Source organism: Erwinia sp. HR93, from assembly GCF_034555055.1.
Lineage (GTDB): Bacteria > Pseudomonadota > Gammaproteobacteria > Enterobacterales > Enterobacteriaceae > Apirhabdus > Apirhabdus apintestini.
The window spans coordinates 2,073,240-2,095,679 of record NZ_JAXUDP010000001.1 but is presented as its reverse complement, the minus strand read 5'-3'; the positions used below and the strand labels follow the sequence as shown (position 1 = coordinate 2,095,679).

Below are 22,440 nucleotides of genomic sequence, written 5' to 3'. Positions count from 1 at the left end.
GCGCTACACTTCTTCCAGCGCCAGCAGGTCCTGGATAGTTTGACGCCGCCGAATCAGGCGCGCTTCGCCGTTATCCAGCAACACTTCTGCCAACAGCGGTCGGCTGTTGTAGTTAGACGACATCGACGCGCCATACGCGCCGGTATTGTGTATCACCAGATAATCGCCGGGGTGTAACTCCGGCAGGCGGCGCGTCTCAACGGTACCGCCCTCCTGCTGGGTAAACACATCGCCAGACTCGCACAGCGGCCCGGCCACGACGTAATCCTGCGGCCTGCCGTTTTCCAGCGCCCGTCCGTCACCCGCCAGCGCGGAAATAGGGTGATAACTGCCATACATCGCCGGGCGCATTAAATCATTAAAACCGGCATCGGCCAGCGCAAAATGGCGCGACCCCATACGCTTCACGCTGCGCACCTGAGTAAGCAACGCGCCGGCTTCCGCAACTAAAAACCGCCCGGGCTCAATCTCAAGCATAACGGGATGCCCAAGGTGCAGCGCGATTTTTTCCCGCGCGGCGTTCCACAACCCGTAGTAGTGCCCGGCATTTATCTCCCGCTCCCCGTCGCGATAAGGCACCGACAGGCCGCCGCCTGCGGAAATCGCCTGAATGTCCTCACCGGCGGCAATGGTTTGTTCCACCATCGCCCCGCATACGCGTTCCAGATGGCCATAGTCGACGCCGGAGCCAATATGCATATGCAGCCCAATTAACCGCAGTCGATGGCGCTTAACCGCCGCCAGCGCTAAGTGAAGCTCTGCAAACCAAATCCCGTGCTTGCTGTTCTCACCGCCGGTGTTGGTTTTTTGGCTGTGCCCGTGGCCGAAGCCGGGATTAATACGCAGCCAAACTTCATGCCCCGGTGAAACGGCGCCCAATTGATCCAACATATCAATGGAGCCCGCGTTAACGGCAATGCCCAGTTCAGCCACCCGTGCCAGCGTAGCGTCATCAATAACGTCAGCGGTAAATACAATATCCTGCGCCTGATATCCGGCCACCAGCGCGCGTTCAATTTCCCCCAGCGAAACGGCGTCAACCTTTACTCCCTGCTCACGCATAAGCCGTAAGATTTGCGTGTTGGAGCAAGCCTTCTGCGCAAAGCGGATAACATCAAACTGGCGCAGGCGCGCAATTTGACGCCGGATAACCGCAGCATCGTAAACCCAGAGCGGATGGCCAAACCGGGCTGGCAGCGCAAGAAGGCTGGCATCTGAAAACGCACCGGAAGCAGAAGATATAGCACAAGACATTAGCGACTCCCCGTTTAATGAAAGCCTATTACGCCATACTCTTTTTCAGGGGAAAAATATCTCTTTCAGGGCATTCTATGCATTTATGATATAGCTTAAGATATATCATCTGGATATAGTTCCCCAACCTACGGCGAGAACCAATGCCCGCGCTGACATTACGCCATATTGAAGTCTTTCATGCGGTGATGACCACCGGCAACGCAACGGAGGCCGCCGCGCTGCTCCACACCTCCCAGCCAACCATAAGCCGCGAACTGGCGCGCCTGGAAAAGTTAATAGGGTTTGCGCTGTTTCAGCGCGTGCGCGGGCGCCTGCAGCCAACGGCGCAGGGGTTGCATCTGTTTGAAGAAGTTCAGCGCTCCTGGTACGGGCTGGAGCGTATACGCAGCGTAGCGCAGAATTTACGTGATTTTCGCGAGGGCGAATTATCTATTGCCTGTTTGCCCGTATTTTCTCAGTCATTGCTTCCCGCACTGCTACAGCCTTTCTTAGCCCGCTACCCGCAGCTTAGCGTGAGTATCATTCCTCAGGAATCGCCGTTACTCGAAGAGTGGCTTTCCGCACAGCGCCACGATATCGGGCTAACGGAAACCGTATCAGCCCCTGCGGGTACCGAACAACACACGCTGCTCACCCTGAACGAAGTCTGCGTTCTGCCGCCCGGGCATCCTCTCGCCGAAAAGCCGCGCTTAACGCCCATGGACTTTGACGGGCAGCCGTTTATCAGTTTGTCGCGCACCGACGCCTACCGGCAACTGCTTGACTCCCTGTTTCAGGAGCATGGGGTACGGCGACGCATGGCGCTGGAAACCCACAGCGCCGCCTCGGTATGCGCGCTGGTGCGCGCCGGTGCCGGACTATCAATCGTTAATCCGCTCACGGCGCTGGACTATGCCGCCAGCGGCGTCGCGGTACGCCGCTTTACGCTCGATGTGCCTTTTACCGTCAGCCTAATCCGGCCATCACACCGCCCGGCATCCATGATAGTCGACGCATTTTGCGATCATCTGCACCGCGGCATGTCGGGCTTTGAACGCAGCCTGGACGCCCTGCTTACGCCTGAGAACCCAGCATAAACGCAACCGCCGCATCCGCGTGCAGCACGGCAGTATCAAACACCGGCACCGGGCAATCCTGCGGCTGTAACAGCAGGCCTATCTCCGTACAGCCAAATATCACGCCCTGCGCTCCCCGCGCCACAAGCTGAGTAATCGCGCTCTGGAAGATACGTTTTGACTCCGGGTTAAACGCGCCAAGGCATAGCTCTTCAAAAATAATGCGGTTGATGCGCGCGCGCTCTTCAGCCTCGGGGATCAGCGTTTCAATCTCAAAATCGGCCTGCAAACGACCGCGATAAAAATCCTGCTCCATAGTGTAGCGCGTTCCCAGTAGCGCCACCCGCGACAGCCCCTGCTCGCAAATAGCCTGCCCGGTGGCATCAGCGATATGCAAAAAAGGCAGCCGACATCCGGCTTCGATAGCCGGCGCTACGCGGTGCATAGTATTGGTACATAGCACGATACCCTCGGCGCCCGCCTGCGCTAAACCGCACGCCGCCTGGGTTAACAGCTCCCCCGCTTTATCCCATGCGCCGGTTGCCTGGCACACTTCAATTTCATGGAAATCGACGCTGTGTAATAAAATACGCCCGGAATGTAACCCACCCAGCCGCGATTTAATTCCTTCATTTATTAGCCGGTAATAAGGGATTGTGGACTCCCAGCTCATGCCGCCCAGCAGACCAATGGTTTTCATCTTTTTCTCCTGATAATCATTAAGCGAACATTAACTTTGCCCGTTAGTTACGCTCAACGAAAGCGTTAAGGTAAAGAGCCAGGCCCGCCCGATGTTAATAGCGCAGCCAGATTAGCGTATCCGTTGATTGATGCGCAAAAACCGGAGTCTACGCGCGCTGGATGAGAGTTTCGAGCGTAGCGCAGTTTAAAATAGCGGCCGACGCAGCGTAAAGACGCATGCGCTGCCCGATAATAATCTATAAACTACGCGGTTCTCTTTATTTGCAGGAACAGTTCCGGTGAAGCGATTTATTTTTCTCGATCGCAGGAAAAATAGACGCTTCCGGTTGCGGAAATTCCCAATTTTCGTATAGAAATAAAGAAGGAGTACGCCATGATGTTGCGACATCCCGCATGATATCAGGACACACACATGCAAGATATGCTTTCGATATGGGAATGGATACGTTCAAATCAAATCGCCTTTTCGCTATTGGCGATCCTCATAATGCTGTTGTCAGGCTTTATTTCAGCCGTAGTTTGTAAGTATTTCCTGCTGGGCATCGTGCGCCGCTTTATTTTGCATACCAATAAAAAGCCCGACCCGCTGGATAAAGATATGCGCATTTCGCGTCACCTGGCTAACATTGTGCCTATCGTGACGGTCTATGTGCTTTCCCAAATTCTCCAGGGCTTGCCTGAAGGATTGCTGGATGCGATTCGTACCATTTGCGGCGTGCTTTTCATTATCAATATCACCATGTTGATCAATGAATTACTGGACACAACTAACAGCGCGTACATTCGTAAAAACGGGGTTAAATCGCATTCGATTAAAGGCTATATACAAATCGCCAAAATTGTCGTGTCGTCAATAGCGACTATTCTGGTGGTCGCCACGCTGTTTAACCGCTCGCCGACGATAATTATTTCCAGCCTTGGCGCCGTTGCCGCCGTACTGATGTTTGTTTTTCAGCATACCCTGATTTCCCTGGTGGCGAATATTCAGCTCTCCTCCTCAAACGTGATTCAACTGGGGGACTGGATTGAGATGCCGCAAATGAATATTAGCGGCGAAGTCACCGATATCGCACTGCACACCATAACCGTTCAAAACTGGGATAACACCGTTTCACGCGTGCCGACCAAAAATTTTATAACCGAGCCTTATACCAACTGGCAGCCTATGTTTTCCTCGGGCGGGCGGCGAATTAAGCGCAGTTTCTTTATCGATCAATCCAGCATTATTTTCGCCACCGTCGATCTTCTCGACAGGCTGCGCGTTATGTCGCCGGAAAAATATCAGGGTATCGCCAATTATCTGACCAGTAGAATTACCGGCATTAATGACGATCAGCTTATTCACCACGGTATTACCAACCTCGGCCTGTTTCGAAAATACGTGCTGGAATATTTAAAACAGCGCGATGATATTCGCACAGATATGTATCTGGTGGTACGCCAGTTAAGCCCCACGTCCGAAGGCCTGCCTATCGAAATTTATTGTTTTACGTCTAACGTTTTTTGGGCGGATTACGAAGACACGCAGTCTGAAATTTTTGAATATATGTACGCTATTGCACAATATTTTGCGCTGGGGATTTATCAGCAGCCTTCAGGCAGCGATATGAGCAATATGCTGGCAAAACGCAACCGCCGTTCTGAAATGGCTCCGCGCCCGTAGCGGGGAGCCACTGAAAACGTTAATCGTGGCGCAGCGTCCCGTGCGCCAGCGGCAGGTAGCGTAACGAGAAAAACACCCGGTCTTTACCGCACGGCGGCGTGCGCGCGAGCTGCTGGCGTATTGCGCTATCCGGCATCGGTTGCGCACGAAACGTTTTCCCGGGCAGCACGCTAAACAGTTCATAGACAATGCCCTGAGCGGCGCCGGCCGTTTCGCAACTTACGCTGGCGTCCAGATAAAGCGCGCGCTGCGCGGGGCTTAATTTCGCCACCCCGGCACCGTCCTGTACCCATACACGCACCCCGGTCGTACTTATATCCGCCATCAGTGCCTGATACGACTGCGGCGCCATATTACCGGCAAAGAAACTGCTGATATACACCGGTTTGCCGCCGCGTCGCTGCAGGCGCTGCCGGGTTTGCGTCAGCCAGTGCGTCAGCGCAGCGCGCATTTCAGGGCTGCGCCAGTTGAGATCGTCTATCTCGGCGCTCATGTACCAGCCGTCTATTGCCTCAGCCCCAATACCTTTGAGCCAGCCATCCGCCTGAAACACATCCTGATTTCCGAGCCGCGTCAGATAGCGCTCCAGCGAAGCCTGCGGCTGACGCTGGCGGGTGAAAAATTCGGGGTCGCTATTCAGCCCGACGATAAGCTTTAATCCCGCGCCGCGCGCCGCAAGCGCTCGTTTAAACAGCGCCTGCTGCTGCTGCACATCGTTAAACGCCTCGCCGTAGCGCGTCCACTGCAGCACAAGCGTGTCGAACCCCTGCTGGTGCAGCTTGACCATTAGCGCCTGCCACTGCGCCTCGCCCAACTGCGCGTCGCGCGCCTGAGGCTGCCAGATAACGGCGTTCATCGCCTGTGCCCAGCCGCTCATCAGCATTATTCCCAGTAAAAAATAGCGTAACTTACTCATTTACCAGCGGACTCCCAAAGTAACGAACGCGTTATTCCGCTCGCCGGCGCTCTGATTGACGGTATGGAACGTGCGTTGATATTCCAGCCCCAGGCTCACTTTATGCGGCCAGGCGTTATAGCGGGACTCTCCCGTCCAGATATTCCAGCGAACGCCTACGCCGCCCAATTGCGCGCCGCGCGTTTGCTCATCGCGATAGCCATTGACCTGCACGTGCGCATAAGGCTCCAGCGTTTGCCCGTGGGCGACCTTCTGATGCCAGCTGGCGCGATAATCGGCGGTCCACGCCTGGTTGTTCTGGCGAAGATACTGCGCCGCATCCAGATACAGATTATTCGCGAACCAGCCCGCGCCGTTCGGATGCCATTCATCGCTGTATTTCCCGGAGTTCAGGAAAGACGCGCTGGCGCGCAGCATGGTGTCAGATTCACCGCGCCCGCGATCGAGCGGGATCTGCTGCTCCAGCGCCAGGAAAAACACATAATCACGCAGTGGTTTCCAGCGCACGCCGGCGCCAAGCATCGGGTTTTTCACCGGCAGCACCACGCCGCTGTCGCCGCTGCCGGCGAATACGCGGCTGTAGGCGGACAGCAAATCGCCATCCACCAGGACATTGCGGCCAATTCGGTACTCGGCTTCTAGCTGACCGTAGCTGCGATAAGATTGCCCGGGGCTGGAGCCACCAACGTTGTTGTTGGTAGAACTGACGGCACCGGAGCGCAGCCCCACCGTAGAGTCCAGGCTAAACGTCCAGCGCCGCCCCATATCTTCATGCAGACGCCGAAAGTCAAAGCGCTCCTGACGCTGAGCGGCATTCAACCTTGCCGCCTGCGCTTCATTATTCAAATCGTCCACCACCAGCCGCGCGTATCGCTGCGCCTTAGGAATATCATCCAGCCGTTGATTCACAAAGGCGAGCTGGCGGATCAGCGCCGGATCGTCCGGCAGCATCGCGTGGGCTTTTTCCAGCGCCGCCTGCACAGCCGCATTATTTGGGTCCAGCCGCAGCGCATTTTGGTAATCACTTACGGCTTTTGCCGTCTCGCCGCGCTGGCGATACAGGGCCGCGCGCGACATATAGGCGCGCACCGTCGGCGCGTATTCGAGCGCGCGGTTATAATCCGCCAGCGCCGACGCCCACTGCGCCGGACCGTACCGCCGCGCGTGAAGCCACCAGTAATTTTCGCTGTTATCCATACCGCGCACCCGGGCTTCATCCAGCCAGCGCGCCAGCGCATCGGTATCGTTCGCCGCCTGCGCCGTATCCGCCGCCGCCATCACGTCCTGATTGCTCATATCCGCGATCCTCAGCGTTTTCCAGACGTTGAGGGCGGTAGCATAATCCTGCACCTGATAGGCCTGATACGCGACGGTTCGGCTGTTATACGCATCCGGCTGGCGCTGCCTGGCCTGCTGATACGCATACAGCGCCATGCCAGGCAGCGATTCGCGGTAGCAATCGCCAAGGGAGCGCCAGGTGGTCGCATCATAGGCCGGCGACAGGTCACCCAGAATTTGACCGGTGCGTTCGCAGGAGGCGTTATTGCCCGGCAATCGCGCCTGGAACATCCGCTGTTCGGCATCCGGCAAAGGCTGGCTCAGGCGCACCACCTGCGCCGGCGTGGCCCACTCCGGATGCGATTGCAGCAGCCCGGCAAGCCGCTGCATTAGCGTTTGCGCCGTCGCGCGTCGCCCGGGGAACGGATAGCCTTTCAGCAGCAAATCCGCCGCCGCACGCGGCTGCCCCATCTGAGTTAATTGATAACTCAGCGTTTCTAGACGCGCGCTATCCCGTGGATGTGCCGCATAAATTTGGCGCGCCAGACGCACGCTTTCCGCGCTATTGCGCTGCGCGACGCTGACGGCCAGCCGCTCATCCAGTAATGTGTTGCCCGGTAATTCATCAAGAATACGCTGCGCCGCAGCATAATTGCGGGCCTTGAGCGCCGCCGGTAGGGTTTCACCCGCGACATAGCGACGATTTTCCGGGAATTTCGCCGTAAAACGCGCCAGCGCTTTTTCAGGATCTGCGCTATAGCGAGATAGCAGATAAAGCCAGCTTTTTTCCTGCTCCGGCGCGGTAAATGCGGGCGGAGACTGGGCTAACCAGGCCTGCAGCGCCGGGGTATCGCCGCGCCGCGCCAGCGCATCCGCATACGCCAGCCGGGACGGAGCATCGTTGAACGCGCCCTGCGCCCGCAGTGCGTCCAGCCGTGAATCCAGCCGCCCGGCCAGCAGCACCTCGAACCACTGCTGTCGTTGCTCATCCGTTAGCGCGTTTTGTCGCTGCAAACGCGCAAAGAGGGTATCGGCCATCGCCCACTGTTTTAAATAGATAGCCCGCTGAAGGATTCCATTTTGCAGCGCCAGCCCCTGAGAAGACGCTGCGAATGCACCGTCTTCCAGTTGCTTCAGCGCGCTTTCCAGCTCCCCAAGGCGCAGCGCGTTCTGGCCTACCTCGCTGCGACAGCGGGCAGACGGCGCGGCATCACAGCGCCGCTGCTGCGCGCGCAGCTGCTCGATGGTGGTCACAGATTCAGGCTTCACGGGAATGGCATCTAAAGCCCGCGCCAGCCGGGCGTCCCCTGGATGCTTCTTCAACTGTTCTGACAACACGCGGCTCGCTTTGTCATTGTGACCAAAGGTGCGATAGGCCTCCGCCAGATAAAGCGTCAGCGGCACATTATCCGGCGCCTGGCCGTGAATATGCTCAAATTCCTGCAGCGCCGTCGCCTCATCCCGCTTTTTTTGCGCGGCGAGGGCTTTTTCAAGGTGAGGGTAAATAACAAAGTAGCGATAATCGCTGAGCCCCATTTTCTGCGCGCCGACATCCGTCGTTTCGCCCAGCGCTCCGGCGCTCAATACCGAGGCGACCAATAAACTTAGCAGCCGAGGGCTGTATCGGGTAGCCATACTCATGCCGGCTCCTGCTGTAAATCAGTGAGTTGTTCTGAAGACAGGCCCGCATCGCTCAATAACGCCGTCATTGAAACCTGTAGTTCTTGCTGCAGCCCAAGAGCGCGAGCCAGCGTCTCGCGGCTAATCACGCCTTCTGCCACCAGAAATTCACCAAGCGGAAGACTGCTGCGCTCATGGCGCAGCAGCAGCGCGTTCATGGCCGAACTATTAATGTCCCCAAGAGAAGTTAGGATCTCAGCAAACAATAATTGCCTTGGTTCGTATTGCGCCCAAATGGCAGCGGCCTGCTCCTCTCTTAGCCAGCCGTGGGTAACGGCGCTGCGCAGCATCTCCCGATCGTCCACGCCGCGCCTGCGGGCGTACCAGTGGCGCAGGCCGGTCACCACCTGCCCGCGCGGTACAATCACGTAGCGAATTTGTTTTTTTACTTTACGCGCCAGCGCGGCCAGCGAGACGGGATCGATGCCATTTTCACTGGCGACAATCAGCGTATCGCCTTCAACCCGCAGCGGCAGCACCGCGTAATGCAGCGCCACAGAGGCAGGCATGAATGCAATGGTTGATTCAGACAGCATCCAGGCGTCTATCGATTCCGCGCTAACCCGATTTTGTTCCGCCAGCGCCTCGGCAAGCTGACGCGAGGTGACCAGGCCCAAATGCAGCAGCGTGCCGCCCAGACGCTGCCCGGCGATGCGCTGCGTCAGCGCCTGTTCTAACTGGGCTTCATCAATAACCTGCCGCTCTACCAAAATTTGCCCCAGCGGGCGCAGCGCCCGGTTTTGACCGGTGACGCTCGGGAAATCATGCGTGGTTTTGTCCCACGCCACGCGGCGCGGATCGCCGTGCTGTAGCACCGCGCCAGTTGGCCATAAAGTTAATCAGGTTGCCCCAGAACAGACGCAGCACCGAGAGCATTCCCTGCGCCAGCCCGTAGTAAACCGTCACAAAAATAACCCGCTGAATAATACGGTTGGTCATTAATGCAAAGTTGATCCACAGCAGCGTGGCCAGCCAGTAGCCGCCGGTAAAAATAGACATAAACTGCCAGGCGTCCGGCCACAGCCGCTGATAAGCCAGCAGCAGCAGTAGCTGGAGCATAACCAGCATCGCCAAAAAGCTGAGGAAGTTACTGATGGCCCCTTTCCGATCGCGCCACAGGAAATAGTTCAGCTTAAAGTTGCGCGTCCATTTATGGGTTTTAAAACCCTGAAAAACAATGCCGATAATCCAGCGCGATTTTTGCCGCACCGCGGTGGTAAAGGTGTCCGGGAAATACTCGCGCACGCAAATAACGTTTGAGGAGCGTTTACGCTGTAAAAAACGCCCTTTAGCTTCTTCGTCCATCACCACCGGGAAACGGACAAAGATCTCCGTCATTCCTTTTTCTTTCAGGCGGAAGCCGATGTCGTAATCTTCCGTCAAACTTTGCACGTCAAACGCGATACCGTCGCCGTCTGCCAGCAGCGCCAGCACGGCGCGGCGGCTAAAGCATGTACCAACGCCCGCGCTGGGCACCTGCCCGGCAATAGCCTCACGCACCGGAACGTCCTTCCCGTGCAGCTCGGCAAATTCGTCGATGTAAGTCATGCTGGTAAAGTGCGTCCACTCACGCTCGAAGGGATAGACGGGAATTTGAATAAGATCTTTTCTGTCCACCAGAAAATTAAATAACCGCAGTTCCATCGGTGAAACTACGTCTTCCGCATCGTGCAGAATAAACCCGGCAAAGGTAAAGTTAGCGTCGCGCTCAAATTGGGTTATCGCATCGAGAATATTATTCAGGCAATCTGCTTTACTGGTTGGCCCCGGGCGGGCGCAAACCACTTTGTGCACGTTGGGGAAACGCGCGCAGACTTCATCTACATCGCGCTGGGTGTCCGGATCGTTAGGATAAGTACCGACAAAAATATGGTAGTTTTCATAATCCAGCGTAGTCGCCGCCAGCTCGGCCATATGCCCGATAACGCCCGTCTCATTCCATGCAGGGACCATAATCGCCAGCGGTTTTTCATCAGGCTTATACAGCTCGCGGTAACTCATATAAGCGTGGCGGCGATAAACCGTAAAAAAGCGGCGCGCACGACGAAACCAATAAACGATATCAATAAATAGGTCATCCAGACCGCTAATCAGCATTAGCGTAGCCAGTGTAATGGCTATCACCTTTATCCCATACAGATAGGTAGCAAACGCATCTACCATCCAATTCATACCACACCTCGGGAAAATGGGAGGATCTACGGTGAAAACAGTCCGTGCAAAACCACGATTTTATTTCGTATTAAGAAAATAAAGGCGGAGAGCAAAATGGCCATACACCCTCAACAACAGCATATCGCATACCGATAACGCTATTCGGCGTTGCCCTGCCCGGAAATAATAAAGCAGCATAAAAACACAAGCGCAGCAGTATACTCTTATCAAATATCTATAATAAGCACATTTTCCTAACGGTTAATCCCACATAAAAAATGAGTGGCAACATTAAATATTAATAGCAGTAATTATGACTCGCGTGGCCAGGACCGCCCGCTGTCTGAGTATAGACGCTATCTGCCACATAACATGGCGGCAAATAACGATTTTTTGCGCAAGTTAACTCTACTCACTATCGGTTACGCGGCCTGTTTCTGAATACATAAAATTAAAAAATCTTATCAACAACCTGCGTTGAAATGCCCTGACTGGCCGCCAGGCCAGTTATTAACACGCCCATTTAGCTCGGCTTACCCTATTGGTTCAGCGTGCGGCCGATCACAACATTTCACGCCGATTACGGCGCCACCGCGTAAAATAAACGTCTGCCTGTGATATAACTGGCGGGCCGGTTACCAAGGATGTCCGTCATGACAGAAGAACTTCTTCCCAATATCGTCTCTTTCCTGCACGCCATTCCGCCTTTCGATCGCTTACCTTCAAAAGTGCTTCAGAAGATAGCCGCTCAGGTGGATATTTTATGGCTGGATAAAGGAATGCCCCTGAATACTCAGGCCGAACCGCCCGGGTGCCTTTATATTTTACGCACCGGCGCCGTTGAGCAGCGGCATCTGGACGGCACGCTGCGCGCCCGCCTCGGCGCAGAGGATATTTTTGGCTTTAGCCTTCTTCACGCACTGAAGGAACAGCGCGTGGAATATCACACTCTGGCGCTGGAAAATACGCTGCTATATCGGCTGGCATACGCACCGCTGCAGGACAGTATCTCCGATTATCCCCAAGTGCTGACGCAATTAGCGCTGAGCGCCTGGCGCCGCCTACATTCTGCGCTAAACGTACAGTGGTCAGAGCAGGATAAAGGTATCTTCTTTCGCCTCGCCGGAGATGTGGCAAATCGCAGCATCGCCATAGCGGCACCGCACATGTCGGTGCAGCAGGTCGCTACGCTCATGAGCCTTGAGATACGCACATCCTGCGCCTTTATCGTTAACGATAAAGGAACGCTGATTGGCATGATGACCGATAAAGACATGACTAAGCGAGTTATCGCGCCGGGCAAGGATAGCCAGGTACCGGTGACAGAGGTGATGACCGACAATCTGCATACCGTATTTGAGGACGAACTGGTCATGCGGGCCGTCAGCCTGATGATGAGCCACAATATTCGCAATATCCCGGTTATTGATCGGGAGTTTCGCCCCATTGGGCTGCTAACGCCCCAGCAGCTCATCCAAAAAAACAGCGTGCAGGCAATTTTCCTGATAGAGCAAATCAGCCGCGCCGCTTCTATAGACGCGCTGGTTAATCTCACGCCGGTGCGCCAGGCTATTTTCGAAACACTGCTCGACGGGAACGTCGCTCCGCATATTGTCGGCCTGGTACTGACCATGATTTATGATGCCGTCACTCGCCGCCTGACCGAGCTGGCCATCGACTATTTAGGCGAAGCGCCGTGCGCATGGTCCTGGATGGCGGCAGGCTCCCACGCGCGCCATGAGGTACACCTGGCCTCCGATCAGGATAACGCGCTGTTGCTCGCCGATAGCGCAACCGCTACCGATCGCCAGTGGTTTAGCCACTTTGCCATGTACGTGTGTAAAGGGCTTGCCGCCTGCGGCTATCCTCTGTGTGAAGGGCGCTTTATGGCGGCGACGCCCGCCTGGTGCCAGCGGCTAACGGTATGGAAAGACTATTACCGGAAATGGGCGTCTAATCCGGAATATGATGGCCTGCTGAAGTTAAACGTATTTATTGAGATTCGCCACGTGGCCGGCGATGAAGCGCTGTTTGCCACTCTGGACGCCTGGCGCCAGCAGGTCATCAATCATAATCCCCGCCTGCTGAAAGCCCTGCTGCGCAACGCGCTGAAAATACGCCCACCGCTGGGGATTTTTCACAATCTGGTGCTGGAAAAAGACGGAAATAAAGAAAAAATCCTCAATATTAAGCGCGCGGCGATCCACGGCGTGGTCGACATAGTTCGCCTGCATGCCCTGAGCGCGGGTATACCTCAACAAAATACGGAAGAGCGTATCCAGGCGCTGCTGCAACAGTGCGCGCTGAACGACGCCTCCGCCCAGGATATGTTGGGGACATGGCGCTACGTCACGCAACTGCGTTACTTGCACCAAAGTCATGCGCTGCAGCGGGGTGAAGAAGCCGATAACAGTATCAATCCCGAGCGCTTTGGGAGCCTGGAACGCCAGCATCTGAAAGATGCATTTCGCATGCTTTCCGGCTTCCAGGATGCAGCAAAAATGGCGTTTGGCGGTTAACAATGCGCTTTTCTTTTTTTAGCCGGGATCCGCTGCGCGGACTGGAGAAACGCCGCCGGGCGCTGCTGCGCCATGGCGGCTTAGGCTCCGGCGCCCTGAGCGCGCTGCTCAAGTTTCCGCTGCCGGCGGCCGACCGGGATATCCGCGAGCTGCCTATTTTAATTCTCGATTTCGAAACCAGCGGCCTTGATGCCGACAGCGATCGCATTATCAGTATGGGCTGGGTAGAGATGCAGGAAGGCGTGATTGCGCTGCGCAGCGCGCGCCATTTACTGATTCACAGCCGGGATGATGCGCCCTCTGCCGCCGTTACGCTGCATCACATTATGCCGGAAATGCAGCGCACCGGCTGGGCCATCGACGCGGCGTTTGAACAACTCTGGCTGGCGCTTGGCGGCAAAGTTTTACTGGTACACGGCGCCGTTATCGAGCGGCGCTTTATCCAGAGTTACCTGGCGCAACGCGGCCTGCCGGAACCGCCGATTATCTGGCTTGATACATTACGAATTGCACGCAATACGCCGCAGCCGGGCGCGCCAGAATATGGGGCAAGCTGCCGGTTATCTGACCTGCGGCGCGCCTATCATTTGCCTGATTACCCGGCGCACCATGCGCTGGTAGACGCAATAGCGACCGGTGAGCTGCTGTTAGCGCAGCGCCAGCGCCTGTTTGGCAGCGCCGCTTCGCCGCTGGCGGCCTTTATTCGCGCATCGCGAGCGGGGCGTTAAAATGCTACGTCTACCACCAGCGTATCGCTATAATTGCCCGGCGGCGGCGTCGCCTGCCCGGACAAGATGCGCGCCGTATACGCATAGGTGCGCAGTAAACCATCGCTACTCTGGGAGGTCGATGCGCCGCTGGGCCAGCGTTCATTCCCACTAACGCCCCAGCGATCGTTACCGGTGCCTTTGTAAATCTCATAGCGTAAACGAGAGCTGCCGTTCGCTAAATTCCGTGCGCCGCCGCTGGCGTAATTGCCATTATTGATACCGACCGTGTAAACGCTGCCTTTGGTGCAGGTAATGGAAATGGTCTGGCGTACATCACTGAACCCTGAAACCAACGCCGCGCTGCCAAAATCCAGTACGGGCGTGGTCAACGTTGAGCAATCGTTAGTCACCACGAGCGTGACCGTAATACTTACGGTTGAACTACCGGTTTGAGCTGCCAGGCACACCGCCACGCCCAGCGAGCAAATACTCCAGTTTACGTTCAGCGAAAGAGTCGTCTGCCAGGTTCCGGCGCTGACCGACTGACCGGGCACGGTACGCAGGTAAAGTGGCAGACTATAGCGCTTGCTGGTTAATAGCCCCAGCAGCGTATTACCGCTCCAGGTGTAAATTCCAGAGATATTTAGTTCACTGCCACAGCCCGCAACAGCGCACAGCATCACCGGGATTGTGCTTTGATCCGAGCTCGTGGTATTTCGCAGTACCGCGCGCGTTCCGCTTGACGATGACGCCCCGGCATAGGTCACTCGCACAAAATCGGAGGTGAGTAAATTCAGAACGGTATCGCAATCCAGCTGCAATCCTGCGCTGGTGTTTTGCGCGCTGGCGTTAACGGCAAATGAAGAGACTTGCCCAAATACGGCATTAGTTCGGCTTAGCGTACATTCTGCCTGCGCCAGCCCGCTCAACCCCATCAGCAAACATAGTAGTAACAGGCGTATCGCTCTCACCGCGCCTCCTGCCAACGGCATTCCAGCGGCCCGTAAGTGTGTATACGCCCGCCATCCGATGCCGGCAGCGCCAACTGAACCCGACAGCGTCGCCCATCCGGCGCCGTTACCGTTAACGCATTACGTCGTTCCAGGCCGGTAAGCCAGGCAATTCCCTCATATCCTACAATCGCATCGCCCCCGGCCACGCCGCTTACGCGGCTGGAAAGCGGCACGGCCTGCCCGGCGCTATCGTGCAGGATAATATTGGCGGCCCGCTGGCGCTTAAGCGGAAAGCGTAGTACATAACCGCCGTGGCGCCGCAGCGCCAGCCGCTGTTCCGTTTTCTTAACCGCTATATCCACCGGTAGGTTTAACGCATCGATGCTATACAGCCCGGGATACGAAGAAGCAACGCCGCTGACCAACAGGTATCCTTTATTATCCGTTATCCCAACCGGCTGATGCTCATAATTCACCTTCACGGCCGGCTCGCCGTCCGTGCTAACCACCACAAATGCATCGTTGATTTGGTTAGCCGTAAACAGACGGTTGTCCATGGCGACCAGCGCGCCGGACATCTCTCCCCACTGCGTATAGGCACCACGCTGACCGTAAACCCCACCCTGAAGCTGTATATGGTTATTACGCCAACGTAGCGTACCCTGCTGATAATTTGCAGTAGCCTCCTGCCGCGCCAGCGCTACATCCCAGCCCAGGCCGCCGTCGGTTGGCATCGCGCGGCTATAATTCACGCGCTGAGTATCTCCAGAGGCGGGCGTGTGCTCCATAGTCACCGCAACGCTATCGCGTATACCCGGCGACAGTTGTATGACCAGTGCCATGTTCCATCCTCCTGTTCCTGACTCCCGTCCACCGGAAAGATACAGGCTACTATTGCCCCACAGCGTTTTACTCCATGACAGATTCATCAGCCGGGTCCGCGACGCATCAAAACCCTGCACGTCTATCCACGCTGCGCCCAGGCTACCGTATCGCTTAAGGTTTAACGACAGCGAATACTGTGAGGCGCTGCGACTCAATCCGACCAGCGGTACACCAGTGTCTGCCGCACGTACGGTTTCGTAGCGCGCAAGATTGCCGTATGTTCGCTGACGGCGGCTATGCTGCGTCGCCAGGGAGAATGACTGCGTCGTATACTGCCAGCCCCAGTTTGTTTGATGCCCCGCCTCGCCGCGCATATCGCTGTAGGCCAACGCTCCGTTTGCTATTCCCCAGCGGCCTAATTTGACTCGCGATCCCAGACCACCAAGCGCCAGAGATGGTGCGCCCTCAGCGTGAGTTTCCAACGTCCATGACGGCGTTACGCCATAGCGCCAGCTACCGCTTCCCCCCATCGCCCCGTAGTCAAAATTTGCCACGCCATACCGGCGCCGCAGCGCGCCCAGGGAAACCATGCCATCGCTAAGGCCGGGGCGCAGTAGGTCGCTCGCCACATAAAAAGGCAGCGTCGTAGATACCTGGCGGCCCAGCGTATCGGTCGTTACTAATACAGCCTCCCCTGCGCCGTTAACATAGGGGAGATTGGTTAGGGTAAAAGGGCCAGGCTGGAGGCGCGCGCCGCCGTTGCGGTAGCCATTGATAAAAATATCGACCGACGAAGGCAGCGCGGCCTCACCGGAAAACGCAGGCAGCGGGTAGGTCACTATATCGGGGCGCAAAGAAAAATCACGTCCGTATGAAACGCCGCCCATACGCACACTATTACTCCAGCTCAGCGCATCGGTGACTACATCACCGACTGACCAGCGAATGGCTCGTTCATCATCGGTAGAAGTAAACCACGTATCATAGCGTCGATATCCCTCACCTCCCTGCCCACCGCCGTCACGGCCGCTTAACGTCCCGGTCGCGTTAAGCGTTCCTGAGGGAGCAAACATGCGCGCCTCATGCCAGGCGGAAATCCGGGCGTCGCCATTCCGGGCCCGACTGGCGTAGATATCGTAATTCAGCAGCGCTCCCCGGCCGCTAACGGAATGATAACGAGGGCGGGATTCGCCCAGCGCAACCTGGCGATGGGGCAGCCAGGATTGAGGAACGGTGAGCAACAAACGCTGCCCGGGCGCATCATATTCGCTTCGGACTCCCACAATGCTATCGGGGTCTATGTTCCCGTTGGGAATATAGCGGGCAGGAATGCCGGCCCGCTGCAAGTCGGCCGAGCGTAAATAAAAACGCCCATTGCGCCGCGTCGCCTCGGCGATAATGCCGCTGTCTCTGTAATTGACGAAAAGCGCCAGATGATAAAGCGCCTGAGCCGCAATCGCCCGCGCGTCGGGCGGCGCAGGAAGGGGATCATCTCCCGTTTGCGCCTTCCCTGCGCGATTAACGGCCAGTAGCATGAGAACCGTCAGCGCGATGGCGTAGCGTGCCATTGCTCATGCGTTGCATTAATCGTGGCGGTAAGTTTAGCGGCCGAGCGAAACGCAGAAGGCAGCGGCCAGCGCCGTTCGCTTCCCGCCAGCACATAGCCCAACAGCCCATCGGCCAAAATATTTTTACCGGATGCGCCTTCCAGAGAAACCTGGCTGAGCCTGACATGCACGTTATCACGGTTACGTACCCACAGCAGGCGCTGGCCGGCTTCCTCCATTACACCCCACGCCAGTTTTGAGGCATCAACGCTTACGTGGTTGGCCGCATCGCGCTGCGTAGTCCGCCCTACCCCATAAACGAATAAAGGAATGGAATAGCGCATTTGTAATTTGACGCCCAGATTCGCCGCCGAACCGGCCTCCGATGGCTGGGGAATTTCATCCACCACAATGCGATAGGCCCACTCCTGCCCCGCGGGGACAGCGGTTTGTTTCATCAGACGTACCAGTTGTTTATTCTGCGGCTCCACGCGAATAACCGGGGGGCTGGCCGCAACATCCTGCTGGGAACTATAGCGCTCCCTGCCTGTTTCCTGTCGCCAGCGCACGATGCGCACCTGCAAAGTAACCGGTGTCTTACCCTGGTTTTCAAGCCACAGCGGAGTCGCATTATCATTGGCCGTCAGGATAGGATCGATAGGCCATATCAGTAAATTCGCCGCGGCCTGCGATATGCGCCAGGGCAGCAGTAATAATAAACATCCACAAAACGCCAGATTCAAACGCGACATCAAAACTCCTTTACTTACCACGATAGCGTAACGGTAAGCCGATCGCTGTAACCCCCGGCCGGACTATTTCCCGTCAATTGCGCTACGCCATAAATTGGCAGCAAAATGTTATTGCCATTGCCTGCGCTGATAGCAACGGTTTGACCCACCGTAATTTCATTCGCCGCCGTCGTTGTACTGCTGCGGTATAAGCGATAAGAGACGCTCTGCGCACCGCCGCCGCGAATCATGCGGCGCACGGTGGTGTAATGCTGTCCGCCGTCTATTTGCATATTCAGGGTGACCCCCGGCGTACAGGCAATACTAAGCGAGCCATTGGGAACAAAAGCGGCGTTAACGTCGGCGGTTGCCACACCGCTGTGTATGCCAAAATCCAGCGTGCCATATTGCCCGCCGCCGCCGATAATACATCCAGCCACAATGGCCGCGCGGACGGGGAATGACTGGGACGTCAATGCCAGCATATCCTGCGATACCAGCATTAACGATAGCCCGACAACCGGGAGCCACCGGCCATTCCCCCGTCGAAGCCGGAGAAAAATGCTCAATAGGTCACGCTAACATTTATCGTATCGGTATATATGCCGGGTTGTACGGTCACGCTATTGCCACCGCCCTGTATTCGCCCATACAGGGTGTAGCTGCTGATGCCATTCGCCGTGGAGGTTGCAGGAATATCCGCATTATTTAGTACTTCGTTATTAAAGGCGCTATCGCTATAAACACTGTAGGCAACCCCCTGCGTCGCGCTGGTGGTGCTGACCAGATAACGAGGCTCGGCACCCGCAGTACCGGCTGCCGTTGTCGGGGCGGTATTGGCGCTCCCGGTAATCTGTACGGCGTAGGCAGCCCCGTCCGTACACTGCACGGTAAAACTGTTCCCGCCTGAGGCACCGCTTAGCTGCGCTGTCAGCGTAGAAAATGTCGCCGGATGAGTGCCAAAATCGAGCGTACCGAAATTGATACCGCTTTGTGCCGGTGCACCGTTAATTAAACAGCCATTCGTGAGCGTTAACGTTGCGGCAATCGTGCCGCTGCTGGTAACGGCGTGGCCGGATGCAGAGAGCGCCAATAGCCCTGCGCCTGCACAAAGAGTAATAAAACGTCGTTTTTGCATAATGACCTCACCCGTTATTCGGTCAGCCAATAGGGCACGGCGCCTGCCGCCGTTAATATTTTGAAATTTAGACAAACATTGTAAAACTACAAATGGCAGTCAAGGCGAGGAGGTTTCTTCGGGGAGAATAAAATAAACCTCATTTTCAATAAATTAGATAAAATAATGGCGCTTTATAAGAAGTAACATAAAAAAATATGTGCTGGTTACATGAAAAGGATCACAATCATTTATTTATTGCTTTGACTGTCTCTTACTTTTCTCCTTATCCCTTACATCTGGTGGATAATTTAGTTTACACCTTAAAAAACCAAATAAGATTCTGTTAAAAAGGCCTGTTAAGTGCCCCATAAACCGGAAGATGTAATAGCGCCCGTTCCCCCGCTCAGTGCCTTTCTCCTGACATTACTTCAGGCACCCGTTATTATCCCACCCACGTTTGTACGTTCTTATGCTGGCACACGCAGGGCTGCCTCAGCGTACGAAGGATTACACAAAATTAATATAGCCCCCGTTTATTGATTGCTCCCCCGGAAAGTAAGCGCCTCTTTTTTCTCTTCTGGCCCAACACTCGTCCTGTATTTCACCAGGATGCGATCGACAGCATATTGTCATGCAGGCACAGTCTGCATTTGACCATTTTTAAATTGCTTGTCCACTGGCTGACGCTATCGTCAGCGCTTAATTTCAACTAACTCGCTGATAATAATTTGATATTTTCTTCAAAACTGGTGCCACATACCCAGGCTTCGCCAGAGGTTTTACCGCCCCACTGATAGCCTTTTTGAAATAGATAGTTTGCTACCGAAAATAGCTGCTCTGTAGCTTACGCTGCCCGAAAGCGGCGTGCATGAACCTGCCATCAAACAATACCCTCGTGCGGGTTACTTTTAAAAAACGCGGTAAAATGCGTCTTCCCATCCTGCTTTAATATATCCAATTCGGCCAGGCACCGCCCTAAGCAGAGGAATAAACAAAATTCCTGAACTAACCCAGCGCGGCCAGGCAAGCGCTATTGGCCTGCATCGAGTTTTTTTCCTGATAAATACCGCATAATTCTGTAGCGGCCTGAATTAACGGCGCCTGGGCTAACGCCGCATCAAAATCTTTTGCGCTGGCAGTGAATACAACAAGCCCGATATTTTGGGCTGGAATTAATCTCCCCGGGGAAATGTTCAGCAGAACACGTTGCGGCGCTTTAAGCGGTTCTTGCGCGTTAAATACGGCGGTGAGCATATCGTTCTACGGGTTTTAAGACAGACAAAAGGCATCGCTTCCGGCGCAGGCTTTATCCGTTAGCCCGGTAGATAACTGCCACCAATATCCGCATGCATGTAGAAATAAATCTCTTCCACACTGCGCCGGGATAATAGCCAGCGGTTAACAAAAATTGTCGAAATATCAATCTGAAATTATTTTTCCTTATACTTCTGTGAAACCTAACGTGACACCTACTATTGCCGAACTATCTGACGCTCATCGCTAATTCACAACATAAAAGCCTGCAAAGTGGAGAGTTTGCGGGGGCGTCTTTTGCTGGCAGCCGCCGGGACTATTGCGTGCTCTCTCGTATAATCAGCCATCCGGCTACGCATAACCTTATTAATCAGATGGGTTTTTATACCCTCTCGCCGATCCTGAACTAAGCTGAATGTTTGACAAATAACACTGACGCTGGAGAAACAAATATGAGCAATTCTGATAATAAGCCGACAACCACGGACGCTGGCATTCCGGTAGCCAGCGATGAACATTCGTTAACCATTGGTCCTGATGGTCCGATTCTTTTGCAGGATCACTATTTAATCGAACAGATGGCCAATTTTAACCGGGAGCGCATTCCGGAACGTCAGCCACACGCCAAAGGCAGCGGCGCGTTTGGGCATTTTGAAGTCACGGAAGATGTCAGCCGCTACACTAAAGCGGCGCTGTTTCAGCCGGGCGTTAAAACCGATGTGCTTATGCGCTTTTCTACCGTAGCCGGCGAGCGCGGCAGCCCGGATACCTGGCGCGACCCGCGCGGTTTTGCGATGAAATTTTACACTCAGGAAGGTAACTACGATCTGGTGGGTAATAACACCCCCGTCTTTTTTGTTCGCGACCCTATGAAGTTCCAGCATTTTATTCGCTCACAAAAGCGCCGGGCGGATAATAACCTGCGCGACCACGATATGCAGTGGGATTTCTGGACGCTCTCGCCAGAGTCGGCGCACCAGGTCACCTGGCTGATGGGCGATCGCGGCATTCCGAAAAGCTGGCGCCATATGAACGGTTATTCCAGCCATACCTATATGTGGGTGAATGCGCAGGGCGAGAAATTCTGGGTGAAGTATCATTTCAAAACCGATCAGGGCGTGGAATGCCTGACTCAGGAAGAGGCCGATAAGCTGGCAGGCCAGGATAGCGATTATCACATGCGCGATTTGTATAACGCGATTGATAAAGGCGAATTTCCGAGCTGGACGCTGTATATGCAAATTATGCCGTTCAATGAGGCGGAAACGTATCGTTTCAACCCGTTCGATCTTACCAAAGTATGGCCACACGGCGACTATCCGCTGATCAAAGTAGGTAAGCTTCAGCTAACTACTAACCCGACCGACAACCACGCACAGATAGAACAAGCGGCGTTCGAGCCGAATAATCTGGTGGCAGGTATCGGCCTAAGCCCGGACAAAATGCTGCTGGGCCGCGTGTTTGCCTACGCTGACGCTCACCGCGCGCGCCTTGGCGTCAACTATAAGCAAATCCCGGTCAACGCACCCAAAGTACCGGTGAACAGCTACAGCAAAGACGGCGCCATGCGCATTAATAGCGTTTCTGACCCGGTATATGCGCCAAACTCAAAGGGAGGCCCGAAAGCAGACGGCACGCGCCATCCTGAAGATGCGACGTGGTCCGCCAGCGGCAATATGGTGCGTGAAGCCTATACGCTGCGCAAAGACGATGATGACTACGGGCAGGCTAATACGCTGGTTAATCAGGTGATGGACGACGCGGCGCGCGACAGGCTTGTGAATAATGTGGTTGGCCATTTACTGGATGGCGTACAGGAGCCGGTGCTATCCCGGGCGTTTGAATACTGGCGTAATATTGATGCAGCGATTGGCGCGCGCATCGAGCAGAAAGTGAAAGCCGCACGCGCGAATCAACCCTGACCCCTGGGGCGTAAACGCTAATTAAAAAAAGGCCTCTTCGCAGGCCTTTTCTCATTCATAAAGCAGGCGGTTTTGTACAACACCTCCGCCGAAAAAACCAACCCGCGTCGCGGCTCGCGCGCTGTTGCTACCCGGACGCAGCCGATTTCGCCTG

At 55.4% G+C, this 22,440-nt stretch carries 15 protein-coding genes and 1 pseudogene; 5 read left to right on the top strand and 11 right to left on the bottom strand.

Translation table 11 applies throughout. The features are described 5' to 3' along the window. Positions 1-3: 3 nt before the first annotated feature. The gene (lysA, locus tag SFA31_RS09790) at positions 4-1,254 is read right to left on the bottom strand and encodes a diaminopimelate decarboxylase (RefSeq protein ID WP_322837802.1); all 1,251 of its coding nucleotides are present in this window, start codon (positions 1,252-1,254) and stop codon (positions 4-6) included. Between the two features lie 143 nt (positions 1,255-1,397). Between lysA and SFA31_RS09785 the strand changes: the two genes are divergently transcribed. Further along, positions 1,398-2,333: a LysR family transcriptional regulator gene (locus SFA31_RS09785; protein ID WP_322837801.1), complete on the top strand. Its 936-nt coding sequence runs from the start codon at positions 1,398-1,400 to the stop codon at positions 2,331-2,333. Here SFA31_RS09785 and SFA31_RS09780 read toward each other — a convergent pair. Further along, positions 2,311-3,012 (bottom strand): amino acid racemase, encoded by a 702-nt coding sequence (locus tag SFA31_RS09780; protein WP_322837800.1) that lies wholly within the window; start codon positions 3,010-3,012, stop codon positions 2,311-2,313. The two genes, SFA31_RS09785 and SFA31_RS09780, sit on opposite strands and share 23 nt — an antisense overlap. A gap of 414 nt (positions 3,013-3,426) precedes the next feature. On the opposite strand from SFA31_RS09780, the gene SFA31_RS09775 reads away from it, so the two are divergent. Further along, positions 3,427-4,677: a mechanosensitive ion channel family protein gene (locus SFA31_RS09775; protein WP_322837799.1), complete on the top strand. Its 1,251-nt coding sequence runs from the start codon at positions 3,427-3,429 to the stop codon at positions 4,675-4,677. Between the two features lie 19 nt (positions 4,678-4,696). On the opposite strand, the gene SFA31_RS09770 is transcribed toward SFA31_RS09775, so the two are convergent. From SFA31_RS09770 to nrfB, 3 genes and pseudogenes are all read right to left on the bottom strand, one after another. Then, a complete protein-coding gene (locus SFA31_RS09770) occupies positions 4,697-5,593 on the bottom strand; it encodes a DUF4434 family protein (protein WP_322837798.1) in 897 nt (298 codons plus the stop codon). Then, positions 5,594-8,512 (bottom strand): phage receptor, encoded by a 2,919-nt coding sequence (locus tag SFA31_RS09765; RefSeq protein WP_322837797.1) that lies wholly within the window; start codon positions 8,510-8,512, stop codon positions 5,594-5,596. It lies immediately after the preceding gene. Then, positions 8,509-10,723: pseudogene (nrfB, locus tag SFA31_RS09760) on the bottom strand (cyclic di-3',5'-guanylate-activated glycosyltransferase NrfB). Before nrfB ends, SFA31_RS09765 begins: the two are co-directional and overlap by 4 nt. Before the next feature lie 635 nt (positions 10,724-11,358). Between nrfB and SFA31_RS09755 the strand changes: the two are divergent. Continuing rightward, positions 11,359-13,224 carry a DUF294 nucleotidyltransferase-like domain-containing protein gene (locus tag SFA31_RS09755; RefSeq protein WP_322837796.1) on the top strand — a complete coding sequence of 622 codons (1,866 nt, stop codon included), beginning with the start codon at positions 11,359-11,361 and terminating at the stop codon, positions 13,222-13,224. 2 nt (positions 13,225-13,226) lie between these two features. Next, the gene (locus SFA31_RS09750) at positions 13,227-13,952 is read left to right on the top strand and encodes an exonuclease domain-containing protein (RefSeq protein ID WP_322837795.1); all 726 of its coding nucleotides are present in this window, start codon (positions 13,227-13,229) and stop codon (positions 13,950-13,952) included. Here the strand turns inward: SFA31_RS09750 and SFA31_RS09745 are convergent. From SFA31_RS09745 to SFA31_RS09720, 6 genes are all read right to left on the bottom strand, one after another. Continuing rightward, positions 13,949-14,926 carry a spore coat U domain-containing protein gene (locus SFA31_RS09745; protein ID WP_322837794.1) on the bottom strand — a complete coding sequence of 326 codons (978 nt, stop codon included), beginning with the start codon at positions 14,924-14,926 and terminating at the stop codon, positions 13,949-13,951. The genes SFA31_RS09750 and SFA31_RS09745 overlap by 4 nt on opposite strands. After that, positions 14,902-17,280 (bottom strand): fimbria/pilus outer membrane usher protein, encoded by a 2,379-nt coding sequence (locus tag SFA31_RS09740; protein WP_322837793.1) that lies wholly within the window; start codon positions 17,278-17,280, stop codon positions 14,902-14,904. The genes SFA31_RS09745 and SFA31_RS09740 overlap by 25 nt, the downstream gene beginning before the upstream one ends. Then, the gene (locus SFA31_RS09735; protein ID WP_322837792.1) at positions 17,256-18,011 is read right to left on the bottom strand and encodes a molecular chaperone; all 756 of its coding nucleotides are present in this window, start codon (positions 18,009-18,011) and stop codon (positions 17,256-17,258) included. The genes SFA31_RS09740 and SFA31_RS09735 overlap by 25 nt, the downstream gene beginning before the upstream one ends. A 14-nt stretch (positions 18,012-18,025) precedes the next feature. Then, a complete protein-coding gene (locus SFA31_RS09730; protein ID WP_322839341.1) occupies positions 18,026-18,493 on the bottom strand; it encodes a spore coat U domain-containing protein in 468 nt (155 codons plus the stop codon). Between the two features lie 62 nt (positions 18,494-18,555). Then, positions 18,556-19,128: a spore coat U domain-containing protein gene (locus tag SFA31_RS09725; protein WP_322837791.1), complete on the bottom strand. Its 573-nt coding sequence runs from the start codon at positions 19,126-19,128 to the stop codon at positions 18,556-18,558. A 987-nt stretch (positions 19,129-20,115) separates the two neighbouring features. Then, positions 20,116-20,364 carry a hypothetical protein gene (locus SFA31_RS09720; RefSeq protein ID WP_322837790.1) on the bottom strand — a complete coding sequence of 83 codons (249 nt, stop codon included), beginning with the start codon at positions 20,362-20,364 and terminating at the stop codon, positions 20,116-20,118. Between the two features lie 452 nt (positions 20,365-20,816). Here SFA31_RS09720 and SFA31_RS09715 point away from each other — a divergent pair, with 452 nt between their 5' ends. Then, entirely contained in the window at positions 20,817-22,286 is a 1,470-nt protein-coding gene (locus tag SFA31_RS09715; RefSeq protein ID WP_322837789.1) for a catalase, read from the top strand. Positions 22,287-22,440 lie beyond the last annotated feature (154 nt).